General features: G+C 34.0%; 16 protein-coding genes. All 16 read left to right on the forward strand.

Annotation, left to right across the window (positions count from 1 at the left end; genetic code table 11):
- Positions 1 to 151 precede the first annotated feature (151 nt).
- The 16 genes from aspS (at position 152) to EV143_RS00615 (ending at position 16,264) form a co-directional block, all read left to right on the forward strand.
- Complete coding sequence (aspS, locus tag EV143_RS00540; RefSeq protein ID WP_133505965.1) at positions 152 to 1,903, forward strand: aspartate--tRNA ligase; 1,752 nt, start codon at positions 152 to 154, stop codon at positions 1,901 to 1,903.
- A gap of 370 nt (positions 1,904 to 2,273) precedes the next feature.
- The gene (locus tag EV143_RS00545) at positions 2,274 to 2,468 is read left to right on the forward strand and encodes a cold-shock protein (protein WP_007137066.1); all 195 of its coding nucleotides are present in this window, start codon (positions 2,274 to 2,276) and stop codon (positions 2,466 to 2,468) included.
- A gap of 241 nt (positions 2,469 to 2,709) precedes the next feature.
- Positions 2,710 to 3,075 (forward strand): NADH-quinone oxidoreductase subunit A, encoded by a 366-nt coding sequence (locus tag EV143_RS00550; protein ID WP_133505966.1) that lies wholly within the window; start codon positions 2,710 to 2,712, stop codon positions 3,073 to 3,075.
- 161 nt (positions 3,076 to 3,236) lie between these two features.
- Positions 3,237 to 3,785 carry an NADH-quinone oxidoreductase subunit B gene (locus EV143_RS00555; RefSeq protein ID WP_056244209.1) on the forward strand — a complete coding sequence of 183 codons (549 nt, stop codon included), beginning with the start codon at positions 3,237 to 3,239 and terminating at the stop codon, positions 3,783 to 3,785.
- A gap of 1 nt (position 3,786) precedes the next feature.
- Positions 3,787 to 4,308, forward strand: a complete 522-nt coding sequence (locus tag EV143_RS00560) for an NADH-quinone oxidoreductase subunit C (protein ID WP_133505967.1) — start codon at positions 3,787 to 3,789, stop codon at positions 4,306 to 4,308.
- Positions 4,309 to 4,333: 25 nt separating this feature from the next.
- Positions 4,334 to 5,572 (forward strand): NADH-quinone oxidoreductase subunit D, encoded by a 1,239-nt coding sequence (locus EV143_RS00565; RefSeq protein WP_133505969.1) that lies wholly within the window; start codon positions 4,334 to 4,336, stop codon positions 5,570 to 5,572.
- 148 nt (positions 5,573 to 5,720) lie between these two features.
- On the forward strand, positions 5,721 to 6,251 hold the full coding sequence (locus tag EV143_RS00570; protein ID WP_133505971.1) for a complex I 24 kDa subunit family protein: 531 nt from the start codon (positions 5,721 to 5,723) through the stop codon (positions 6,249 to 6,251).
- A gap of 1 nt (position 6,252) precedes the next feature.
- Positions 6,253 to 7,623, forward strand: coding sequence for an NADH-quinone oxidoreductase subunit NuoF (nuoF, locus tag EV143_RS00575; protein WP_133505973.1), 1,371 nt, complete (start codon positions 6,253 to 6,255; stop codon positions 7,621 to 7,623).
- 92 nt (positions 7,624 to 7,715) lie between these two features.
- Positions 7,716 to 8,747, forward strand: a complete 1,032-nt coding sequence (locus tag EV143_RS00580; protein ID WP_133505975.1) for a 2Fe-2S iron-sulfur cluster-binding protein — start codon at positions 7,716 to 7,718, stop codon at positions 8,745 to 8,747.
- Complete coding sequence (gene nuoH, locus EV143_RS00585; protein WP_208111243.1) at positions 8,747 to 9,805, forward strand: NADH-quinone oxidoreductase subunit NuoH; 1,059 nt, start codon at positions 8,747 to 8,749, stop codon at positions 9,803 to 9,805. The genes EV143_RS00580 and nuoH overlap by 1 nt, the downstream gene beginning before the upstream one ends.
- A 171-nt stretch (positions 9,806 to 9,976) precedes the next feature.
- On the forward strand, positions 9,977 to 10,522 hold the full coding sequence (locus tag EV143_RS00590) for a NuoI/complex I 23 kDa subunit family protein (protein ID WP_133505977.1): 546 nt from the start codon (positions 9,977 to 9,979) through the stop codon (positions 10,520 to 10,522).
- A complete protein-coding gene (locus EV143_RS00595; RefSeq protein WP_133505980.1) occupies positions 10,523 to 11,062 on the forward strand; it encodes an NADH-quinone oxidoreductase subunit J family protein in 540 nt (179 codons plus the stop codon).
- Positions 11,062 to 11,382 (forward strand): NADH-quinone oxidoreductase subunit NuoK, encoded by a 321-nt coding sequence (gene nuoK / locus EV143_RS00600; RefSeq protein WP_026982591.1) that lies wholly within the window; start codon positions 11,062 to 11,064, stop codon positions 11,380 to 11,382. Before EV143_RS00595 ends, nuoK begins: the two co-directional genes overlap by 1 nt.
- A gap of 6 nt (positions 11,383 to 11,388) precedes the next feature.
- Positions 11,389 to 13,272, forward strand: a complete 1,884-nt coding sequence (nuoL, locus tag EV143_RS00605) for an NADH-quinone oxidoreductase subunit L (protein WP_133505982.1) — start codon at positions 11,389 to 11,391, stop codon at positions 13,270 to 13,272.
- Positions 13,273 to 13,282: 10 nt separating this feature from the next.
- The gene (locus tag EV143_RS00610) at positions 13,283 to 14,722 is read left to right on the forward strand and encodes a complex I subunit 4 family protein (protein WP_133505984.1); all 1,440 of its coding nucleotides are present in this window, start codon (positions 13,283 to 13,285) and stop codon (positions 14,720 to 14,722) included.
- 150 nt (positions 14,723 to 14,872) lie between these two features.
- Positions 14,873 to 16,264, forward strand: coding sequence for an NADH-quinone oxidoreductase subunit N (locus tag EV143_RS00615; RefSeq protein ID WP_133505986.1), 1,392 nt, complete (start codon positions 14,873 to 14,875; stop codon positions 16,262 to 16,264).
- Positions 16,265 to 16,344: the final 80 nt, after the last annotated feature.

Genomic DNA, 16,344 nt, shown 5'->3' on the forward strand with positions numbered 1-16,344 from the left:
TAAAGTTTGTTTTTAGTAGTTCAAATCTAAAGAAATTCGAGGTTTGAAATTTAACAATTAACAAAATATTTCAAATTTATGAGTATCCCGTGGGCACTTTGCTATTTTAATTTGAATTTTGTGTTTACTTTTGCAGTCTAAAATTTAGATCATGTATAGAAGTCATAATTGCGGCGAGTTAAACGCTTCAAATATTAATACCGAAGTTACACTTGCAGGCTGGGTTCAAAAATCACGCGATAAAGGATTCATGAATTGGGTTGATTTACGCGACCGTTACGGAATTACGCAACTTATTTTCGACGAAAGCCGTTCTGATAAAACTGTTTTTGAACTGGCAAAAACACTTGGTAGAGAGTTTGTGATTCAGGTAAAAGGAACTGTTATTGAGCGTGAAGCCAAAAACAAAAATATTCCGACTGGTGAAATCGAAATTTTAGTAACAGAATTAACGATTTTGAATGCAGCACTTACGCCTCCATTTACAATTGAAGATGAAACCGATGGTGGAGAAGATATCAGAATGAAATATCGTTATTTAGATATTCGCCGTAATCCTGTAAAAAACAGTTTGCTTTTCCGTCATAAAGTAGCGATGGAAGTTCGTAAATATTTATCTGATTTAGATTTTTGTGAAGTTGAAACTCCATACTTAATCAAATCGACTCCTGAAGGAGCAAGAGATTTCGTTGTACCAAGCCGTATGAACGAAGGACAATTTTATGCATTGCCGCAATCTCCTCAAACTTTCAAGCAATTATTGATGGTTGGCGGAATGGATAAATATTTCCAGATTGTAAAATGTTTCCGTGACGAAGATTTACGTGCAGACCGTCAGCCTGAGTTTACACAAATCGATTGCGAAATGGCATTTGTAGAACAAGAAGACATTTTGAATGTTTTTGAAGGATTGACAAGACATTTACTAAAAGAAATAAAAGGTATCGAAGTAGACAAATTCCCAAGAATTACCTACGACTATGCTATGAAAACATATGGAAATGACAAACCGGACATTCGATTCGGAATGGAATTTGGCGAATTAAACGAATTTGCAAAACACAAAGATTTTCCGGTTTTCAACGCTGCAGAATTAGTGGTTGGAATTGCAGTTCCGGGAGCAGGAAATTATACTCGTAAAGAAATTGACGGATTAATTGACTGGGTAAAACGTCCGCAAGTTGGCGCATCAGGAATGGTATATTCTAAATGCAATGACGATGGAACTTTTAAATCATCTGTAGATAAATTTTACGATCAGGATGATTTAGCACAATGGGCGAAAATTACGGGAGCAAAACCCGGAGATATGATTTTTGTACTTTCAGGTCCTGCTGATAAAACCCGTAGTCAGCTTTCTGCACTTCGTATGGAATTAGCGACTCGTTTAGGATTGCGTAAACCTGAAGAATTTGCTCCGTTATGGGTTGTAGATTTCCCATTATTAGAATTAGACGAAGAAAGTGGTCGTTATCACGCGATGCACCACCCATTTACGTCTCCAAAACCAGAAGACATGCACTTATTAGAAACTGATCCTGGAAAAGTTCGTGCCAATGCTTATGATATGGTTTTAAACGGAAATGAAATTGGTGGAGGTTCTATTCGTATTCACGATAAAGCAACACAACAATTAATGTTTAAATATTTAGGTTTTACCGAAGAAGAAGCAAAAGCACAATTCGGATTCTTAATGGACGCATTTCAATTTGGAGCACCGCCACACGGAGGTTTAGCTTTTGGTTTAGACAGACTAGTTGCTATTTTAGGAGGTCAGGAAACTATTAGAGATTTTATTGCTTTCCCTAAAAACAATTCAGGCCGAGATGTTATGATTGATGCGCCAGCTAAAATTGATGACGCTCAATTAAAAGAATTGCACATTAAAGTAGATATAATATAATTTCCAAAGAAATTTAAATTTAAAAACTGCAGCTAAAAATTTAGCTGCAGTTTTTTTATGCTCAGTAATGAGTAAACTGTATTCTAAAGGTGAAAATCTGAGGAAATACAGCTGTTTAAACTTAAATTTAAATGTAGTAAAGCAAATCCTACTATCAAAAAATATTTTTGAAGATAATTTAAAAATTTCTTACTTTTTATTCCTACAATAAACGATTCTCAATTAAAGCATATCCGTATCTTAATTGATGCAATATAAATAGCGAAAACACTGTGAATCAATAATTTTTACAAAAAATTAACACCTTATTGTCTTTTGTATGAATTTATATGTTACATTTGCTACATTATAAATTATTATTACAATTACAATGCGTACAGGTACAGTAAAATTTTTCAATGAATCTAAAGGTTATGGATTCATTACAGACGAAGAAACAGGAAAAGATATCTTCGTTCACGCTTCAGGAATTAACGCGGAAGAATTACGCGAAGGTGACCGTGTAAGTTACGAAGAAGAAGAAGGAAGAAAAGGGAAAGTTGCTGCTAAAGTAGCAGTAATCTAAGAAAAATATAGCAATTTATTTTTTTTGCCTCTGAATGGTCTAAACGTCTCGATTAATTTCGAGACGTTTTTTTTTGCTCAAACCTTAAAAAAAACACAAAATAGGCGTCTGTTATTTATAATCAATAAAAATTACAATCAATCGCACTTTTAGCACACACTTAAATCCTTTTTTAGCTTGTGATTTACAGAGTTGAAAGCTATCTTTGTGGCTCATTTTTTAAGTAAAAACCCCCAAGATTATGCAATCTGATCAATACAGTTATATTCCTATTTTAATGCAGTTTGTATTAGCTGTAGGTTTCGTGGTAGGAACCATCATTATTTCTGGAAAATTAGGTCCAAAAAGAACTTCTGAAGTTAAAGATAAAAACTTTGAGTGCGGTATCGAATCTGTTGGTAACGCTCGTATTCCTTTTTCTGTAAAATACTTCTTAGTAGCCATTTTATTTGTATTGTTTGATGTAGAGGTAATTTTCCTTTATCCTTGGGCAGTAAACTTTAAAGATCTTGGTATAGAGGGAATGCTAAAAATGATTGTCTTTATGTCTTTGCTTTTAGTTGGTTTTTTCTACATCATCAAAAAGAAAGCATTAGACTGGGAATAAAGAAATTTTAGATTTCAGAATTTAGATTTTAGATTGTTTTGATTTAGAATTTAAATTTGGAAAATAAGTTCTCCAACTATAATATTGATTTTTTTAAATATTGATTTCGATTTTCACGATTTGCAAAAATCTAAAATCAGAAATCTAAAATCTAAAATAAAATGAGCGATTCAAAAGTAAATATGGTTGCCCCTCCTGAAGGTGTTGTTGGTGAAGGTTTTTTCGCCACAAAACTAAATGATGTTGTAGGTATGGCACGAGCGAATTCTCTTTGGCCATTACCGTTTGCGACTTCTTGTTGCGGAATCGAATTTATGGCAACAATGGCTTCACATTACGATTTAGCACGATTTGGGTCTGAGCGTGTGAGTTTTTCTCCTCGTCAGGCAGATATGTTAATGGTAATGGGAACTATTTCTAAAAAAATGGCACCAATTTTAAGACAGGTTTACGAACAAATGTCTGAACCTCGTTGGGTAATTGCTGTTGGAGCTTGCGCTTCATCTGGTGGAATTTTCGATACTTATTCTGTTTTACAAGGAATTGACAAAGTAATTCCAGTTGATGTTTACGTTCCCGGATGCCCGCCAAGACCAGAACAAATTGTTGATGGAGTAATGAAACTTCAGGAATTGGTAAGAAGCGAATCTGTAAGACGCAGAAGTTCACCAGAATACCAAGAATTACTAGCTTCATATAACATTTCATAAGATGGCTTTAGAAAATACCCTGATTCAAGATAAACTTACAGAAACATTTGACGCAAGTGTTTTTAACTTTCAACAAGAAAGAGATATTTTTTCAATAGAAACAACAGCTGATAAAATCACAGCTTTGATTCTTTTCCTGAAAAATGATTCTGATTTGCGTTTTCACTTTTTAACGGATTTATGTGGCATTCACTATCCTGACAACGAAACAGATCGTCAGTTTGCGATAGTATATCATTTGCATAACTGGTACGAAAATAAACGTATAAAAATCAAAGTTTTCCTTAACGGTGAAAAACCGGAAATAAAAACAATTTCAAATATTTTCTTAAGTTCAAACTGGATGGAAAGAGAAACTTACGATTTCTTCGGAGTTAACTTTATAGGACATCCACAATTAAAACGTATTTTGAATATGGATGAAATGGTATCGTTCCCGATGCGAAAAGAATTCCCAATGGAAGACAGCGGAAGAACAGATAAGGATGACAGATTCTTTGGAAGAACAACAACAAATTGCTAAAAAATAAATAATTCAACATTATAAAATGTCAGAACTATTATTACCACCAGAGCATAGATATGCTAAAATAGTAAAGGATAAACTAAACGAAGACGGAAGTGAACTTTCGGTACTAAATTTAGGTCCTACACACCCAGCTACACACGGTATTTTTCAGAATATCTTATTGATGGATGGTGAAAGAATTCTTGAGGCTGAACCAACTATTGGTTACATTCACAGAGCTTTCGAAAAAATTGCCGAAAATCGTCCTTTTTATCAAATTACGCCACTTACAGACCGTATGAACTATTGCTCCTCTCCTATAAACAATATGGGATGGTGGATGACTTTAGAAAAATTATTAAATATTGAAGTTCCTAAAAGAGCACAATATTTAAGAGTTATAGTAATGGAGCTGGCTCGTATTACAGATCACTTAATCTGTAATTCGATTCTTGGGGTTGATACTGGTGCGTATACTGGTTTCTTGTACGTTTTTCAATTTAGAGAAAAAGTTTACGAGATTTACGAAGAAATTTGTGGAGCTCGTTTAACAACAAATATGGGAAGAATTGGTGGTTTCGAAAGAGATTGGTCACCAGAAGCTTTCCGCAAATTAGATGTCTTTTTAAAAGATTTTCCTGTTGCCTGGCAAGAGTTTGTAAACTTATTTGAAAGAAACAGGATTTTCCTTGATAGAACTGTAAACGTAGGTGCGATTACTGCTGAACAAGCAATGGCTTACGGATTTACAGGTCCTAACTTACGTGCTGCCGGCGTCGATTATGATGTTCGTGTTGCACAACCTTACTCTTCGTATGAAGATTTTGATTTTATTGTTCCTGTTGGAAAATCAGGTGATACATACGATCGTTTCTGTGTTCGTAATGCAGAGGTTTGGGAAAGTCTAAGTATTATTCGTCAGGCATTGGATAAAATGCCAGCCGGAAATGAATATCACGCAGAAGTTCCTGATTATTATCTTCCTCCAAAAGAAGATGTGTATACTTCTATGGAATCTTTAATTTATCACTTTAAGATCGTAATGGGAGAAGTTCCTGTACCAGTTGCAGAAATTTATCATCCTGTTGAAGGCGGAAACGGAGAATTAGGATTTTATTTAGTTACAGACGGAAGCAGAACTCCATACAGATTACATTTCAGAAGACCTTGCTTTATTTATTATCAGGCATATCCGGAAATGATTAAAGGAGCTTTATTATCAGATGCAATTGTTATCCTTTCGAGTTTAAATGTAATTGCAGGAGAATTAGACGCGTAAAAAATTTTAGATTGAAAATCTAGACTTACATAGAGAATTGAAGAATTCAGATCAAAAGATCTAAAACTAATAATTAAGATTGCAGAATATGGATTAAGGACAAGGATTGAAAAAATCTAAAATCATTAATCTAAAATCTAAAATAAAAATGGAACGTAAACATTACAAACAAGAAATAAACATGACTGAAGCATTGATGTCCCGCATCAATGAATTAATCAGTCATTATCCTGAAGACAAAAGAAAATCAGCTTTGTTGCCTGTTTTGCACGAAGTGCAGGATGCGCACGATAACTGGTTAAGTACTGAGTTGCAGGATAAAGTTGCTGAAATTTTGCACATCAAACCAATTGAGGTTTACGAAGTGGTTACTTTTTATACCATGTACAACCAAAAACCAATTGGAAAATACATGTTCGAGTTTTGCCAGACTTCTTGTTGTTGTTTAAATGGTGCCGAAAATCTAATGGATTATACTTCTGAAAAATTAGGCATTAAAATGGGCGAAACAACTCCAGACGGAATGTTTACTATTGCCGGAGTAGAATGTTTAGGTGCCTGCGGATACGCTCCGATGATGCAGTTAGGCGATTTCTACAAAGAAAAATTGACAGAAGAAAAAATCGATCAGTTAATCGCTGATTGCAGAGATGATAAAATAATATTACACGATAAATAATATGTCACAAAAAATATTATTAGATAAAATCAATGTTCCGGGAATTAAAACCTATGAAGTTTATCGCCAAAATGGTGGTTATGCTTCTGTAGAAAAAGCTTTGAAAACACTTACACCAGATGAAGTTGTTGAAGAAGTTAAAAAATCAGGTCTTCGTGGTCGTGGTGGAGCTGGTTTCCCTGCAGGAATGAAATGGAGTTTTATTGATAAAAAATCAGGAAAACCGAGACATTTAGTTTGCAATGCCGACGAGTCTGAACCAGGAACATTCAAAGATCGTTATTTGATGGAATTTATTCCTCACTTATTGATCGAAGGAATGATTACTTCAAGTTTCGCTTTAGGTGCTAACCTATCGTATATCTACATTCGTGGAGAATACATGTGGGTTTTCAAAATATTAGAAAGAGCTATCGCCGAAGCCAAAGCTGCCGGTTGGTTAGGAAAAAATATATTAGGTACAGGTTACGATCTAGAATTGTATGTTCACTGTGGAGCCGGAGCTTATATTTGTGGAGAAGAAACTGCACTTATAGAATCTTTGGAAGGTAAAAGAGGAAATCCTCGTATTAAACCACCTTTTCCAGCGGTTTCAGGACTTTGGGCAAACCCAACAGTGGTAAACAATGTTGAAACTATTGCAACTGTGCCTTGGATCATTAACAATTCTGGTGATGATTATGCAAAAATCGGGATTGGTCGTTCGACAGGAACAAAATTAATTTCTGCTTCAGGACATATTAAAAATCCTGGTGTTTACGAAATTGAATTAGGTTTAAGCGTTGACGAATTCATGAATTCTGATGAATATTTAGGTGGAATGTCTTCTAGCAGACCTTTAAAAGCATTTGTTCCCGGAGGTTCTTCTGTGCCAATTTTACCAGCTGAATTAATTTTCAAAACTGCAAACGGAGAAGATAGATTAATGACTTATGAATCTTTGAGTGACGGTGGTTTTGCTACCGGATCTATGTTAGGTTCTGGAGGATTTATAGTTTACAACGACACTGCTTGTGTGGTAAGAAACACTTGGAATTTTGCTCGTTTTTATCACCACGAATCTTGCGGACAATGTACGCCTTGCCGTGAAGGGACTGGTTGGTTAGAAAAAATATTGTGGAGAATCGAAAACGGTCAGGGCCGCGAAGAAGATATCGAATTATTGTGGAGCATTCAAAGTAAAATAGAAGGAAACACGATTTGTCCACTTGGTGACGCCGCTTCCTGGCCAGTAGCAGCAGCGATTCGTCACTTTAGAGATGAATTTGAATATCACGTTCGTTTCCCGGAAAAAATAAAAAATAGAGATCACTTTGTTACTGAACCTTTTTCGCAAGTGAAACATTTAGTAGGCGGTAAAGTAATCGTATAAAAATATAAAGCAGAAAGTTATAAAGTTAACAATATAAAAAGGACAGCAATTCTTTTAAATATTCCGACTTTCAACATTCAAATCAATAAGAGATGAAAGTAACCATAGACGGTCAAAGTATAGACGTAGAGCCAGGAACAACGATCCTGCAGGCTGCACGTATGATTGGTGGAGATTTAGTTCCGCCAGCCATGTGCTATTACTCAAAATTAAAAGGCAGCGGCGGAAAATGTCGTTGTTGTTTAGTTGAAGTTTCTAAAGGAAGCGAAGCTGACCCAAGACCAATGCCAAAATTAATGGCATCTTGTGTAACAGGATGTATGGACGGAATGGAAGTAAACAGTAAATCTTCTGACAGAGTAACGGAAGCCCGTAAATCTGTAACAGAATTTTTATTGATCAATCACCCATTAGACTGCCCTATTTGTGATCAGGCTGGTGAATGTGATCTTCAAAATTTAAGTTTTGAGCACGGAAATCCGAAATCACGTTTTATTGAAGAAAAAAGAACGTTTGAACCAGAAGATATTGGTCCAAATATTCAATTGCATATGAACCGTTGTATTTTATGCCAAAGATGTGTACAAGTTGCAGATCAATTGACAGACAATAGAGTTCATGGGGTATTAGATCGTGGTGATCACGCTAATATTTCAACTGGAATTTCAAAAGCTATTGACAATGAGTTTTCCGGAAATATGATTGACGTTTGCCCTGTTGGAGCATTAACTGATAAAACTTTCCGTTTCAAATCAAGAGTATGGTTTAATAAACCTTACAATGCGCACAGAGAATGTACAACTCCTGGATGTTGTGGAAAAACAACCGTTTGGATGTTTGGAGGAGAAATTCAACGTGTGACTGGTCGTAAAGACGAGTATCATGAAGTAGAAGAATTTATCTGTAATTCTTGCCGTTTTGATCATAAAAATGTTAATGACTGGGTTATTGAAGGACCAAGAGAATTTGAAAAAGATTCTGTTATCAATCAAAATAACTACACTCAAAAATTAGAAAAAGTACAAATCGATACAGAAAAGAATATCCTTTTAGGTAGAGATACTGACCGCAAAAAAATCAGTATGGCTGAAATTCCATTAAATACTAACAACAAAATTTCTTAATGATGGTAGATGGTGCGTTTATTATAGAAAAAAGTGTTGTAATTGTAGTGGTTTTTGCCGTTACAATGATTATGGCAATGTATTCTACTTGGGCTGAACGTAAAGTTGCAGCTTTTCTACAAGATCGTGTAGGGCCTAACCGCGCTGGTTGGGGAGGTTTATTGCAACCACTTGCTGATGGTATGAAATTATTCTCTAAAGAAGAATTTTTCCCAAATACACCTAATAAATTTTTATTTGTTGTAGGTCCGGCAATTTCAATGAGTACAGCTTTGATGACAAGTGCTGTAATTCCGTGGGGAGACAGACTTCATGTTTTTGGAAGAGATGTAATTCTTCAGGCAACTGACATTAATATTGCTTTACTTTATATTTTCGGGGTTCTTTCGGTTGGAGTTTACGGAATCATGATTGGTGGATGGGCTTCTAACAATAAATTCTCTTTGATGGGTGCTGTTCGTGCAGCTTCTCAAATGGTTTCTTATGAAGTTGCGATGGGATTATCAATGATTGCTTTATTGATGATGACCGGAACAATGAGTTTAAAAGAAATTTCATTACAACAACAAGGAATGAATTGGAATGTTTTCTATCAGCCTTTGTCTTTTTTGATTTTCTTAATTTGTTCATTTGCAGAAACTAACAGAACTCCTTTTGATTTAGCTGAATGTGAATCTGAATTAATTGGTGGTTATCATACTGAATATTCCTCCATGAAAATGGGATTCTATTTATTTGCTGAGTATGCAAGTATGTTTACTTCTGCAACCATTATTTCAGTATTGTTTTTTGGAGGATATAATTATCCGGGAATGAGCTGGATGGTAGAAAATGCTGGAGTAAATTTGGCTAATGTTTTAGGAATTGCAGTATTGTTTGCAAAAATATGTTTCTTCATATTTTTCTACATGTGGGTTCGTTGGACAATTCCAAGATTTAGATATGATCAATTAATGAATTTAGGCTGGAGAATTTTGATTCCGCTTTCAATTATTAATATCATGATTACGGGTGTTGTTATATTGAGACACGATATTGCTGCATACTTAGGATTCTAAGAATTGTAATGCTCTAGCCCTGATAGAAGCGGCATCCTTTTAAGATGGTCACGAAGTCTCGAGACAATATAAAAAGATAAAGCGGAAAGCAGGATTAGCTTCAAATAAAAATAAAATAGATCTTGAATTTGATTTAAACTAAAATTCAAAATCACAAATAATAATAGTAAAATGTCAATAGAAACTATATCATTATCGGGTAGAAAAAAGATGGTCTCTAATAAAGAGATGACTTTTTTAGAGCGATTGTATCTTGTGGCGATTGTGAAAGGATTGCTTATCACTGTAAAACACTTATTCAGAAAAAAAGTGACGATTCACTATCCTGAACAAGTGCGTGAAATGAGTCCGGTTTATCGTGGTCAACATCAATTGAAACGTGATGAGCAAGGTCGTGAAAACTGTACTGCTTGTGGATTATGCGCTTTATCATGTCCTGCAGAAGCGATCACTATGAAAGCTGCTGAGCGTAAAGCGGATGAAAAACATTTGTACAGAGAAGAAAAATATGCTTCGATATATGAAATCAATATGTTGCGCTGTATATTTTGCGGTTTATGTGAAGAAGCTTGTCCAAAAGATGCTATTTACTTAACAACATCAAAAGTATTAGTTCCTTCCAGCTATGAAAGAGAAGATTTCATTTTTGGAAAAGACAGACTAGTGATGCCTCTTGACGTGGCAATCAAAAATGCTCAACTTAATAATGCTAATTAAATGATACATATTCCTGATTTTGCTCACGTAACAACTGTACAAATTATATTTTGTTTCTTAGCTTTTATTACAGTAGCAACCGCATTTTTAACTATTTTTAGCAGAAACCCAATTCATAGTGCCATTTATCTGGTAATTTGTTTCTTTTCTATTGCTGGTCATTATTTACTTTTAAATGCTCAGTTTTTGGCTATTGTGCATATTATAGTCTATTCCGGAGCAATTATGATTCTGTTTCTGTTTACGATTATGTTGATGAATTTAAACGAACAACGCGATGTACACCGACCAAGAATAACACGTTTGGGCGCCATTGTTTCTTTTTGTTTGATTTGTATTGTGTTAATTGCAATATTCATAAATTCTAAACCAATTGTTGGTGCTTACGATTCCATAGGAGAAGATTTCCAATCTATTAAAGTATTGGGTAAGATATTACTAAATGAATATATGGTTCCGTTTGAATTTGCTTCAGTTTTACTTTTGGTAGCAATGATTGGAACTGTACTATTGTCTAAAAAAGAAAAATTAAATAAATAATGGGTAATATATTAAATCAAATAGGTATTGAAAACTACATCTTTTTAAGTGTTGTACTTTTCTGTATTGGTGTTTTTGGTGTATTGTATAGACGAAATGCAATCATTGTATTTATGTCTATCGAAATCATGTTGAATGCTGTAAACCTTTTATTTGTTGCTTTTTCAACTTATCATCAGGATGCACAGGGGCAAGTCTTTGTATTCTTTTCGATGGCTGTTGCTGCGGCAGAAGTTGCAGTAGGATTGGCTATTTTAGTTTCGATCTTTAGAAATTTAGGTTCGATTAGTATCGATAATTTAAAAAATTTAAAAGGATAAATGGAAATGGATACCAATTTAGCTTTAGTTTTAGTATTAGCTCCTTTTTTAGGATTTTTAATCAATGTTTTCTTCGGAAAGACTCTGGGAAAAACAGTTTCGGGAATTATCGGAACTGCCTCTGTTGTCGTTTCTTTTTTTGTTACAATTTTCTTTTTCAATCAAATTACTCAAACTGGAAAAGCCATTCAAATTACTTTATTTGACTGGATTCAGATCAGTAATTTACATATTAATCTTGGATTTTTATTAGATCAATTATCTCTGCTTTGGTTGCTTTTTGTAACTGGTATTGGTTCTTTGATACATTTATACTCTATTAGTTACATGCACGATGACGAAAATATGCACAAATTTTTTGCGTATTTGAATCTGTTCGTATTCTTCATGATAACACTTGTAATTGGAAGTAACTTATTAGTTTTATTTATTGGCTGGGAAGGTGTTGGACTTTGCTCGTACTTATTAATTGGATTTTGGTACAAAAACCAGGATTACAATGATGCAGCGAAAAAAGCTTTCATTATGAACAGAATTGGAGATTTAGGTCTTTTGATCGGAATGTTTATTATTGGTTCAATGTTCTCGACTTTAGATTATGCTACTTTACAAACAGCAATTGCCGGAACTACTAATTTAAATTTACCATTGCTTTCTCTAGCTGCTTTATGCTTGTTTATTGGAGCTTGTGGTAAATCTGCTCAAATTCCATTATATACTTGGTTACCGGATGCGATGGCCGGACCAACTCCAGTTTCAGCATTAATTCACGCTGCAACAATGGTTACTGCAGGTATCTTTATGGTAACGAGATTACACTTTGTTTTTGATTTAGCACCAGACGTTCAAACTGTTATTGCAGTTGTTGGGGCTGTAACTTCATTGGTTGCTGCAACAATTGGTTTGGTTCAGACCGATATTAAAAAAGTACTGGCTTACTCTACCGTTTCTCAATTAGGTTTAATGTTCTTAGCCTTAGGGTTGGGTGCTTATGAAGTAGCTGTTTTTCACGTAATCACACATGCTTTCTTTAAAGCTTGTTTGTTCTTAGGTTCAGGATCTGTAATTCACGGTTTACATGGAGAACAAGATATGCGTAAAATGGGTGGTTTGCGTAAAGCAATGCCTGTAACGTTCTGGACAATGCTAATTTCATCATTAGCAATTTCTGGTGTCCCATTTTTCTCTGGTTTTTTCTCTAAAGATGAAATTTTAATGACCGCTTTCCACCACAGTATTCCATTATATGTTGTTGGATCTATTGCTTCAATCATGACAGCTTTCTATATGTTTAGATTAATGTTCTTAACTTTCTTTAAAGATTTTAGAGGAACTGAAGAACAAAAACATCACTTACATGAAAGTGATGGATTAATTACTTTCCCTTTAATGATTTTAGCAGTTTTAGCTACTTTTGGCGGATTAATTAGTTTGCCTGGAAATAGTTGGTTAAATGAATATCTGGCTCCTCTTTTTGCAAAAGCAGCAGGCGAAGAACATCATTTAGGAACTACAGAATATACTTTAATGGGTGTTGCTGTTTTAGGCGGTTTATTAGGAATTTTAATTGCTTACATCAAATACTTCAAACAAGATAATGTTCCGGAAGCAGATGAAAACATAACAGGATTAACAAAAGTTCTATACAACAAATATTATGTTGATGAAATTTACGACGCCATATTTGTTCGCTCAGTAAACGCATTATCAAGATTCTTTAGAGACTATATTGAAACTCGTTTATCAGCACTTGTATTCGGATTAGGAAAAGTAACCAATGAAATAGGTTTTCAGGGTAAAAAATTACAAAGCGGAAGCATCGGGCTATATCTTTTTGCTTTTGTTTTGGGTCTTTGCGCCATTGTTTCCTATATATTTTTAGCTAAATAATTTAACAACTATGAACGTTTCTCTTATATTAATTATTCTTTTAATTGGTGCATTTGCCACTTATTTTGTTGGTGACAAACTAGCTTCAAAAGTTGCTTTGTTCTTTAGTTTAGCGGCTTTAGGCTGTTCATTGGTTTTGTTAAGTCATTTTAATGCAGGCGAAAACATCAGTTTAATCAACGCCTGGATTAATCAACCTAAAATCTCATTTGCACTAAATGCTGATGGATTAGCAATTGCTATGCTTTTGTTAACTGTTGCTTTAACGCCAATTATTATATTCTCTTCTTTTGGAAACGAATATAAAAATGCTAAAGGTTTTTATGCTTTAATTTTATTTATGGCCTTTGCAATGACAGGAACTTTCCTTGCTGCAGATGGACTTTTATATTATATTTTCTGGGAGTTAGCTCTTATTCCTATTTACTTTATTGCTCTTATTTGGGGTAATGGCGATGCGGAAGAACGAAGAAAAGCAGTGGTGAAATTCTTTATTTACACACTTGCCGGATCTTTATTCATGCTAATTGCTTTCATTTATTTATATCAAAAAGCGCATAGTTTCTTAATTGAAGATTTATATAAATTAGATTTGTCAGCAAACGAACAGCTTTGGATTTTCTTAGCTTTCTTTTTAGCTTATGCAATTAAAATTCCAATTATTCCTTTTCATACTTGGCAAGCGAATGTTTACCAAAAAGCTCCAACTGTTGGAACAATGCTTTTATCTGGTATCATGCTGAAAATGGGATTATATAGTGTTATTCGTTGGCAATTGCCACTTGCGCCACTTGCTGCAAAAGAATACATGAATATTTTTATAGCTTTAGGAATTGCCGGAGTTATTTACGGATCAATCGTTGCTTTAAGACAAAAAGATTTAAAGAAATTATTGGCTTATTCATCATTAGCTCACGTTGGATTAATTGCTGCCGGAACTTACACTCTAACAATTGACGGTTTACGCGGTGCTGTTTTACAAATGATCGCTCACGGTTTTGTTGTTGTTGGATTATTTTTCGCTGCTGAAATTATCTTTAGAAGATTTGAAACCAGAGAAATTAATGCAATGGGCGGAATTCGTATTCAATCTCCAAAATTTACATCAATGTTTTTAATTTTGGTTTTAGCATCAGTTGCTTTGCCAGGCACTTTTAACTTTGTTGGAGAATTTACAGTTTTGTACAGTCTTTCTCAAATTAATGTTTGGTTCGCTGTATTAGGCGGAACAACTATTATCCTGGGAGCTTATTATATGCTTAAAATGTTTCAGAATGTAATGTTGGGAGAAACAAATTCTAAAACTTTTGCAGATGTTTCGGTTAATGAAGGAATATCATTGGTAGTAATTATTGCGGTTTTAATATTCTTCGGATTTTATCCAAAACCAATTACAGATTTGATTACTCCAAGTTTAGAAAACATTTTAAACGTTATCAACAAGAATTAAGATTTTAGATTGAGATTAACGATTTTTGATTTCAGATTGTCTGAAGCTTTAAAAGTTAAATTTATTATCGAAGGAAAATTAAAATATATTTTAAATAAAAATAAATTAGGGCATCATTAGTTTTAGATTTCCTAAATCAAAAAAACAAAAATGAATACATTAATAGCTATAACAGGATTGGGTATTTTCTGCCTATTGTTTGAAATTCTTAATTTAAGAAAGGCCATTGTTCCAATTACCATTATTGGTTTGTTGGGTGTTTTGGCACTTAACTATTACGAATTTGGAACAACAGCAAGTTATTACAATAACATGATTACAGTGAGTAAATTCTCGACTGCCTTTTCATCGTTGTTTATTATTTTAACTATTTTCCTGGTAGCTTTAAGTCATAACTTTTACGAAAACCATCCAACTAAAATCTCTGATTTTATTGCTATAAAAATATTTTTATTGGCCGGAGGTGTAGCAATGGTTTCTTTTGGAAATTTGGCTATGTTTTTCTTAGGAATTGAAATTCTATCAATCGCATTGTATGTTTTAGCTGCGAGCGATCGTTTAAATTTAAAGAGTAACGAAGCCGGTATGAAATACTTTTTGATGGGATCTTTTGCATCAGGAATTATTTTATTTGGTATTTGTTTGATTTACGGAGCAATGGGAAGTTTTGACGTGGCAGAAATTCACGAAAGCTCTTTATCTGCAGAATTACCAATTTGGTTTCCAATCGGAATGATTTTAATGATAATCGGAATGTTGTTTAAAGTTGCGGCAGTTCCATTTCATTTTTGGGCTCCGGATGTTTATGAAGGTTCTCCTGCATTAACAACTGCTTTGATGAGCACACTTGCAAAAGTTATTGCCATTGCAACATTATATAAATTAATTGAAGGATTAAATTTAATTCCGTCACTTGACAATCAAGAACTTTTAGGGACTTTCGAAAATATCGTTGTGTTTGTTTCTATCGCATCAATGACCGTTGGAAACATTATGGCATTACGTCAGGTAAATGTAAAACGTATGTTAGCATTCTCAGGAATTTCTCATGCTGGTTTTATGTTGATGACTTTATTAAGCATTTCGAGTTCGGCGGGTGTATTGCTTTATTATACTGCAGCTTATGCTTTGGCTGGAATTGCATCTTTTAGTGTTATCTTATATGTTTGCAAAAATCAGGATAACGAGGATATTACGAATTTTCATGGTTTGGGAAAAACCAATCCTTTATTGGCTGCAATCTTAACAGGTTCATTATTATCTATGGCGGGTATTCCAATTTTTTCAGGATTCTTTGCTAAATTATTCTTGTTTAATCAAACGATTCAGGCCGGATATATTGCCTTGGTAATTGTAGCTGTTATTAACTCTATTATTAGTGTTGGTTATTATTTTAAATTGATTTTAGCCATGTACTCAAAAGAACCAAACGAAGAGCGTACCGGAAAACCATTTCTTATTTATGCTGTTGCTGTAATCTCAATTACTTTAAACATTGTACTGGGATTATTTCCATCTTTAGTTTTAGATTTATTGAAATAAAAACTTATTCAAAATATATACAAATCCACCTGCTACAACAGGTGGATTTTTTATTTAAAGATGAATCTAATTAGAACAGA

It is taken from the genome of Flavobacterium chryseum, from assembly GCF_004362015.1.
GTDB lineage: Bacteria > Bacteroidota > Bacteroidia > Flavobacteriales > Flavobacteriaceae > Flavobacterium.

Excerpts from the sequence above, each read along its gene's own strand:
- nuoL (WP_133505982.1), top strand. The coding sequence starts at position 11,389 with ATGGATACCAATTTAGCTTTAGTTTTAGTATTAGCTCCTTTTTTAGGA.
- EV143_RS00570 (WP_133505971.1), top strand. The coding sequence starts at position 5,721 with ATGGAACGTAAACATTACAAACAAGAAATAAACATGACTGAAGCATTG.
- EV143_RS00550 (WP_133505966.1), top strand. The coding sequence starts at position 2,710 with ATGCAATCTGATCAATACAGTTATATTCCTATTTTAATGCAGTTTGTA.
- EV143_RS00555 (WP_056244209.1), top strand. The coding sequence starts at position 3,237 with ATGAGCGATTCAAAAGTAAATATGGTTGCCCCTCCTGAAGGTGTTGTT.
- EV143_RS00580 (WP_133505975.1), top strand. The coding sequence starts at position 7,716 with ATGAAAGTAACCATAGACGGTCAAAGTATAGACGTAGAGCCAGGAACA.
- nuoF (WP_133505973.1), top strand. The coding sequence starts at position 6,253 with ATGTCACAAAAAATATTATTAGATAAAATCAATGTTCCGGGAATTAAA.
- EV143_RS00615 (WP_133505986.1), top strand. The coding sequence starts at position 14,873 with ATGAATACATTAATAGCTATAACAGGATTGGGTATTTTCTGCCTATTG.
- EV143_RS00590 (WP_133505977.1), top strand. The coding sequence starts at position 9,977 with ATGTCAATAGAAACTATATCATTATCGGGTAGAAAAAAGATGGTCTCT.
- nuoH (WP_208111243.1), top strand. The coding sequence starts at position 8,747 with ATGATGGTAGATGGTGCGTTTATTATAGAAAAAAGTGTTGTAATTGTA.
- aspS (WP_133505965.1), top strand. The coding sequence starts at position 152 with ATGTATAGAAGTCATAATTGCGGCGAGTTAAACGCTTCAAATATTAAT.
- EV143_RS00610 (WP_133505984.1), top strand. The coding sequence starts at position 13,283 with ATGAACGTTTCTCTTATATTAATTATTCTTTTAATTGGTGCATTTGCC.
- EV143_RS00545 (WP_007137066.1), top strand. The coding sequence starts at position 2,274 with ATGCGTACAGGTACAGTAAAATTTTTCAATGAATCTAAAGGTTATGGA.
- EV143_RS00560 (WP_133505967.1), top strand. The coding sequence starts at position 3,787 with ATGGCTTTAGAAAATACCCTGATTCAAGATAAACTTACAGAAACATTT.
- EV143_RS00565 (WP_133505969.1), top strand. The coding sequence starts at position 4,334 with ATGTCAGAACTATTATTACCACCAGAGCATAGATATGCTAAAATAGTA.
- EV143_RS00595 (WP_133505980.1), top strand. The coding sequence starts at position 10,523 with ATGATACATATTCCTGATTTTGCTCACGTAACAACTGTACAAATTATA.
- nuoK (WP_026982591.1), top strand. The coding sequence starts at position 11,062 with ATGGGTAATATATTAAATCAAATAGGTATTGAAAACTACATCTTTTTA.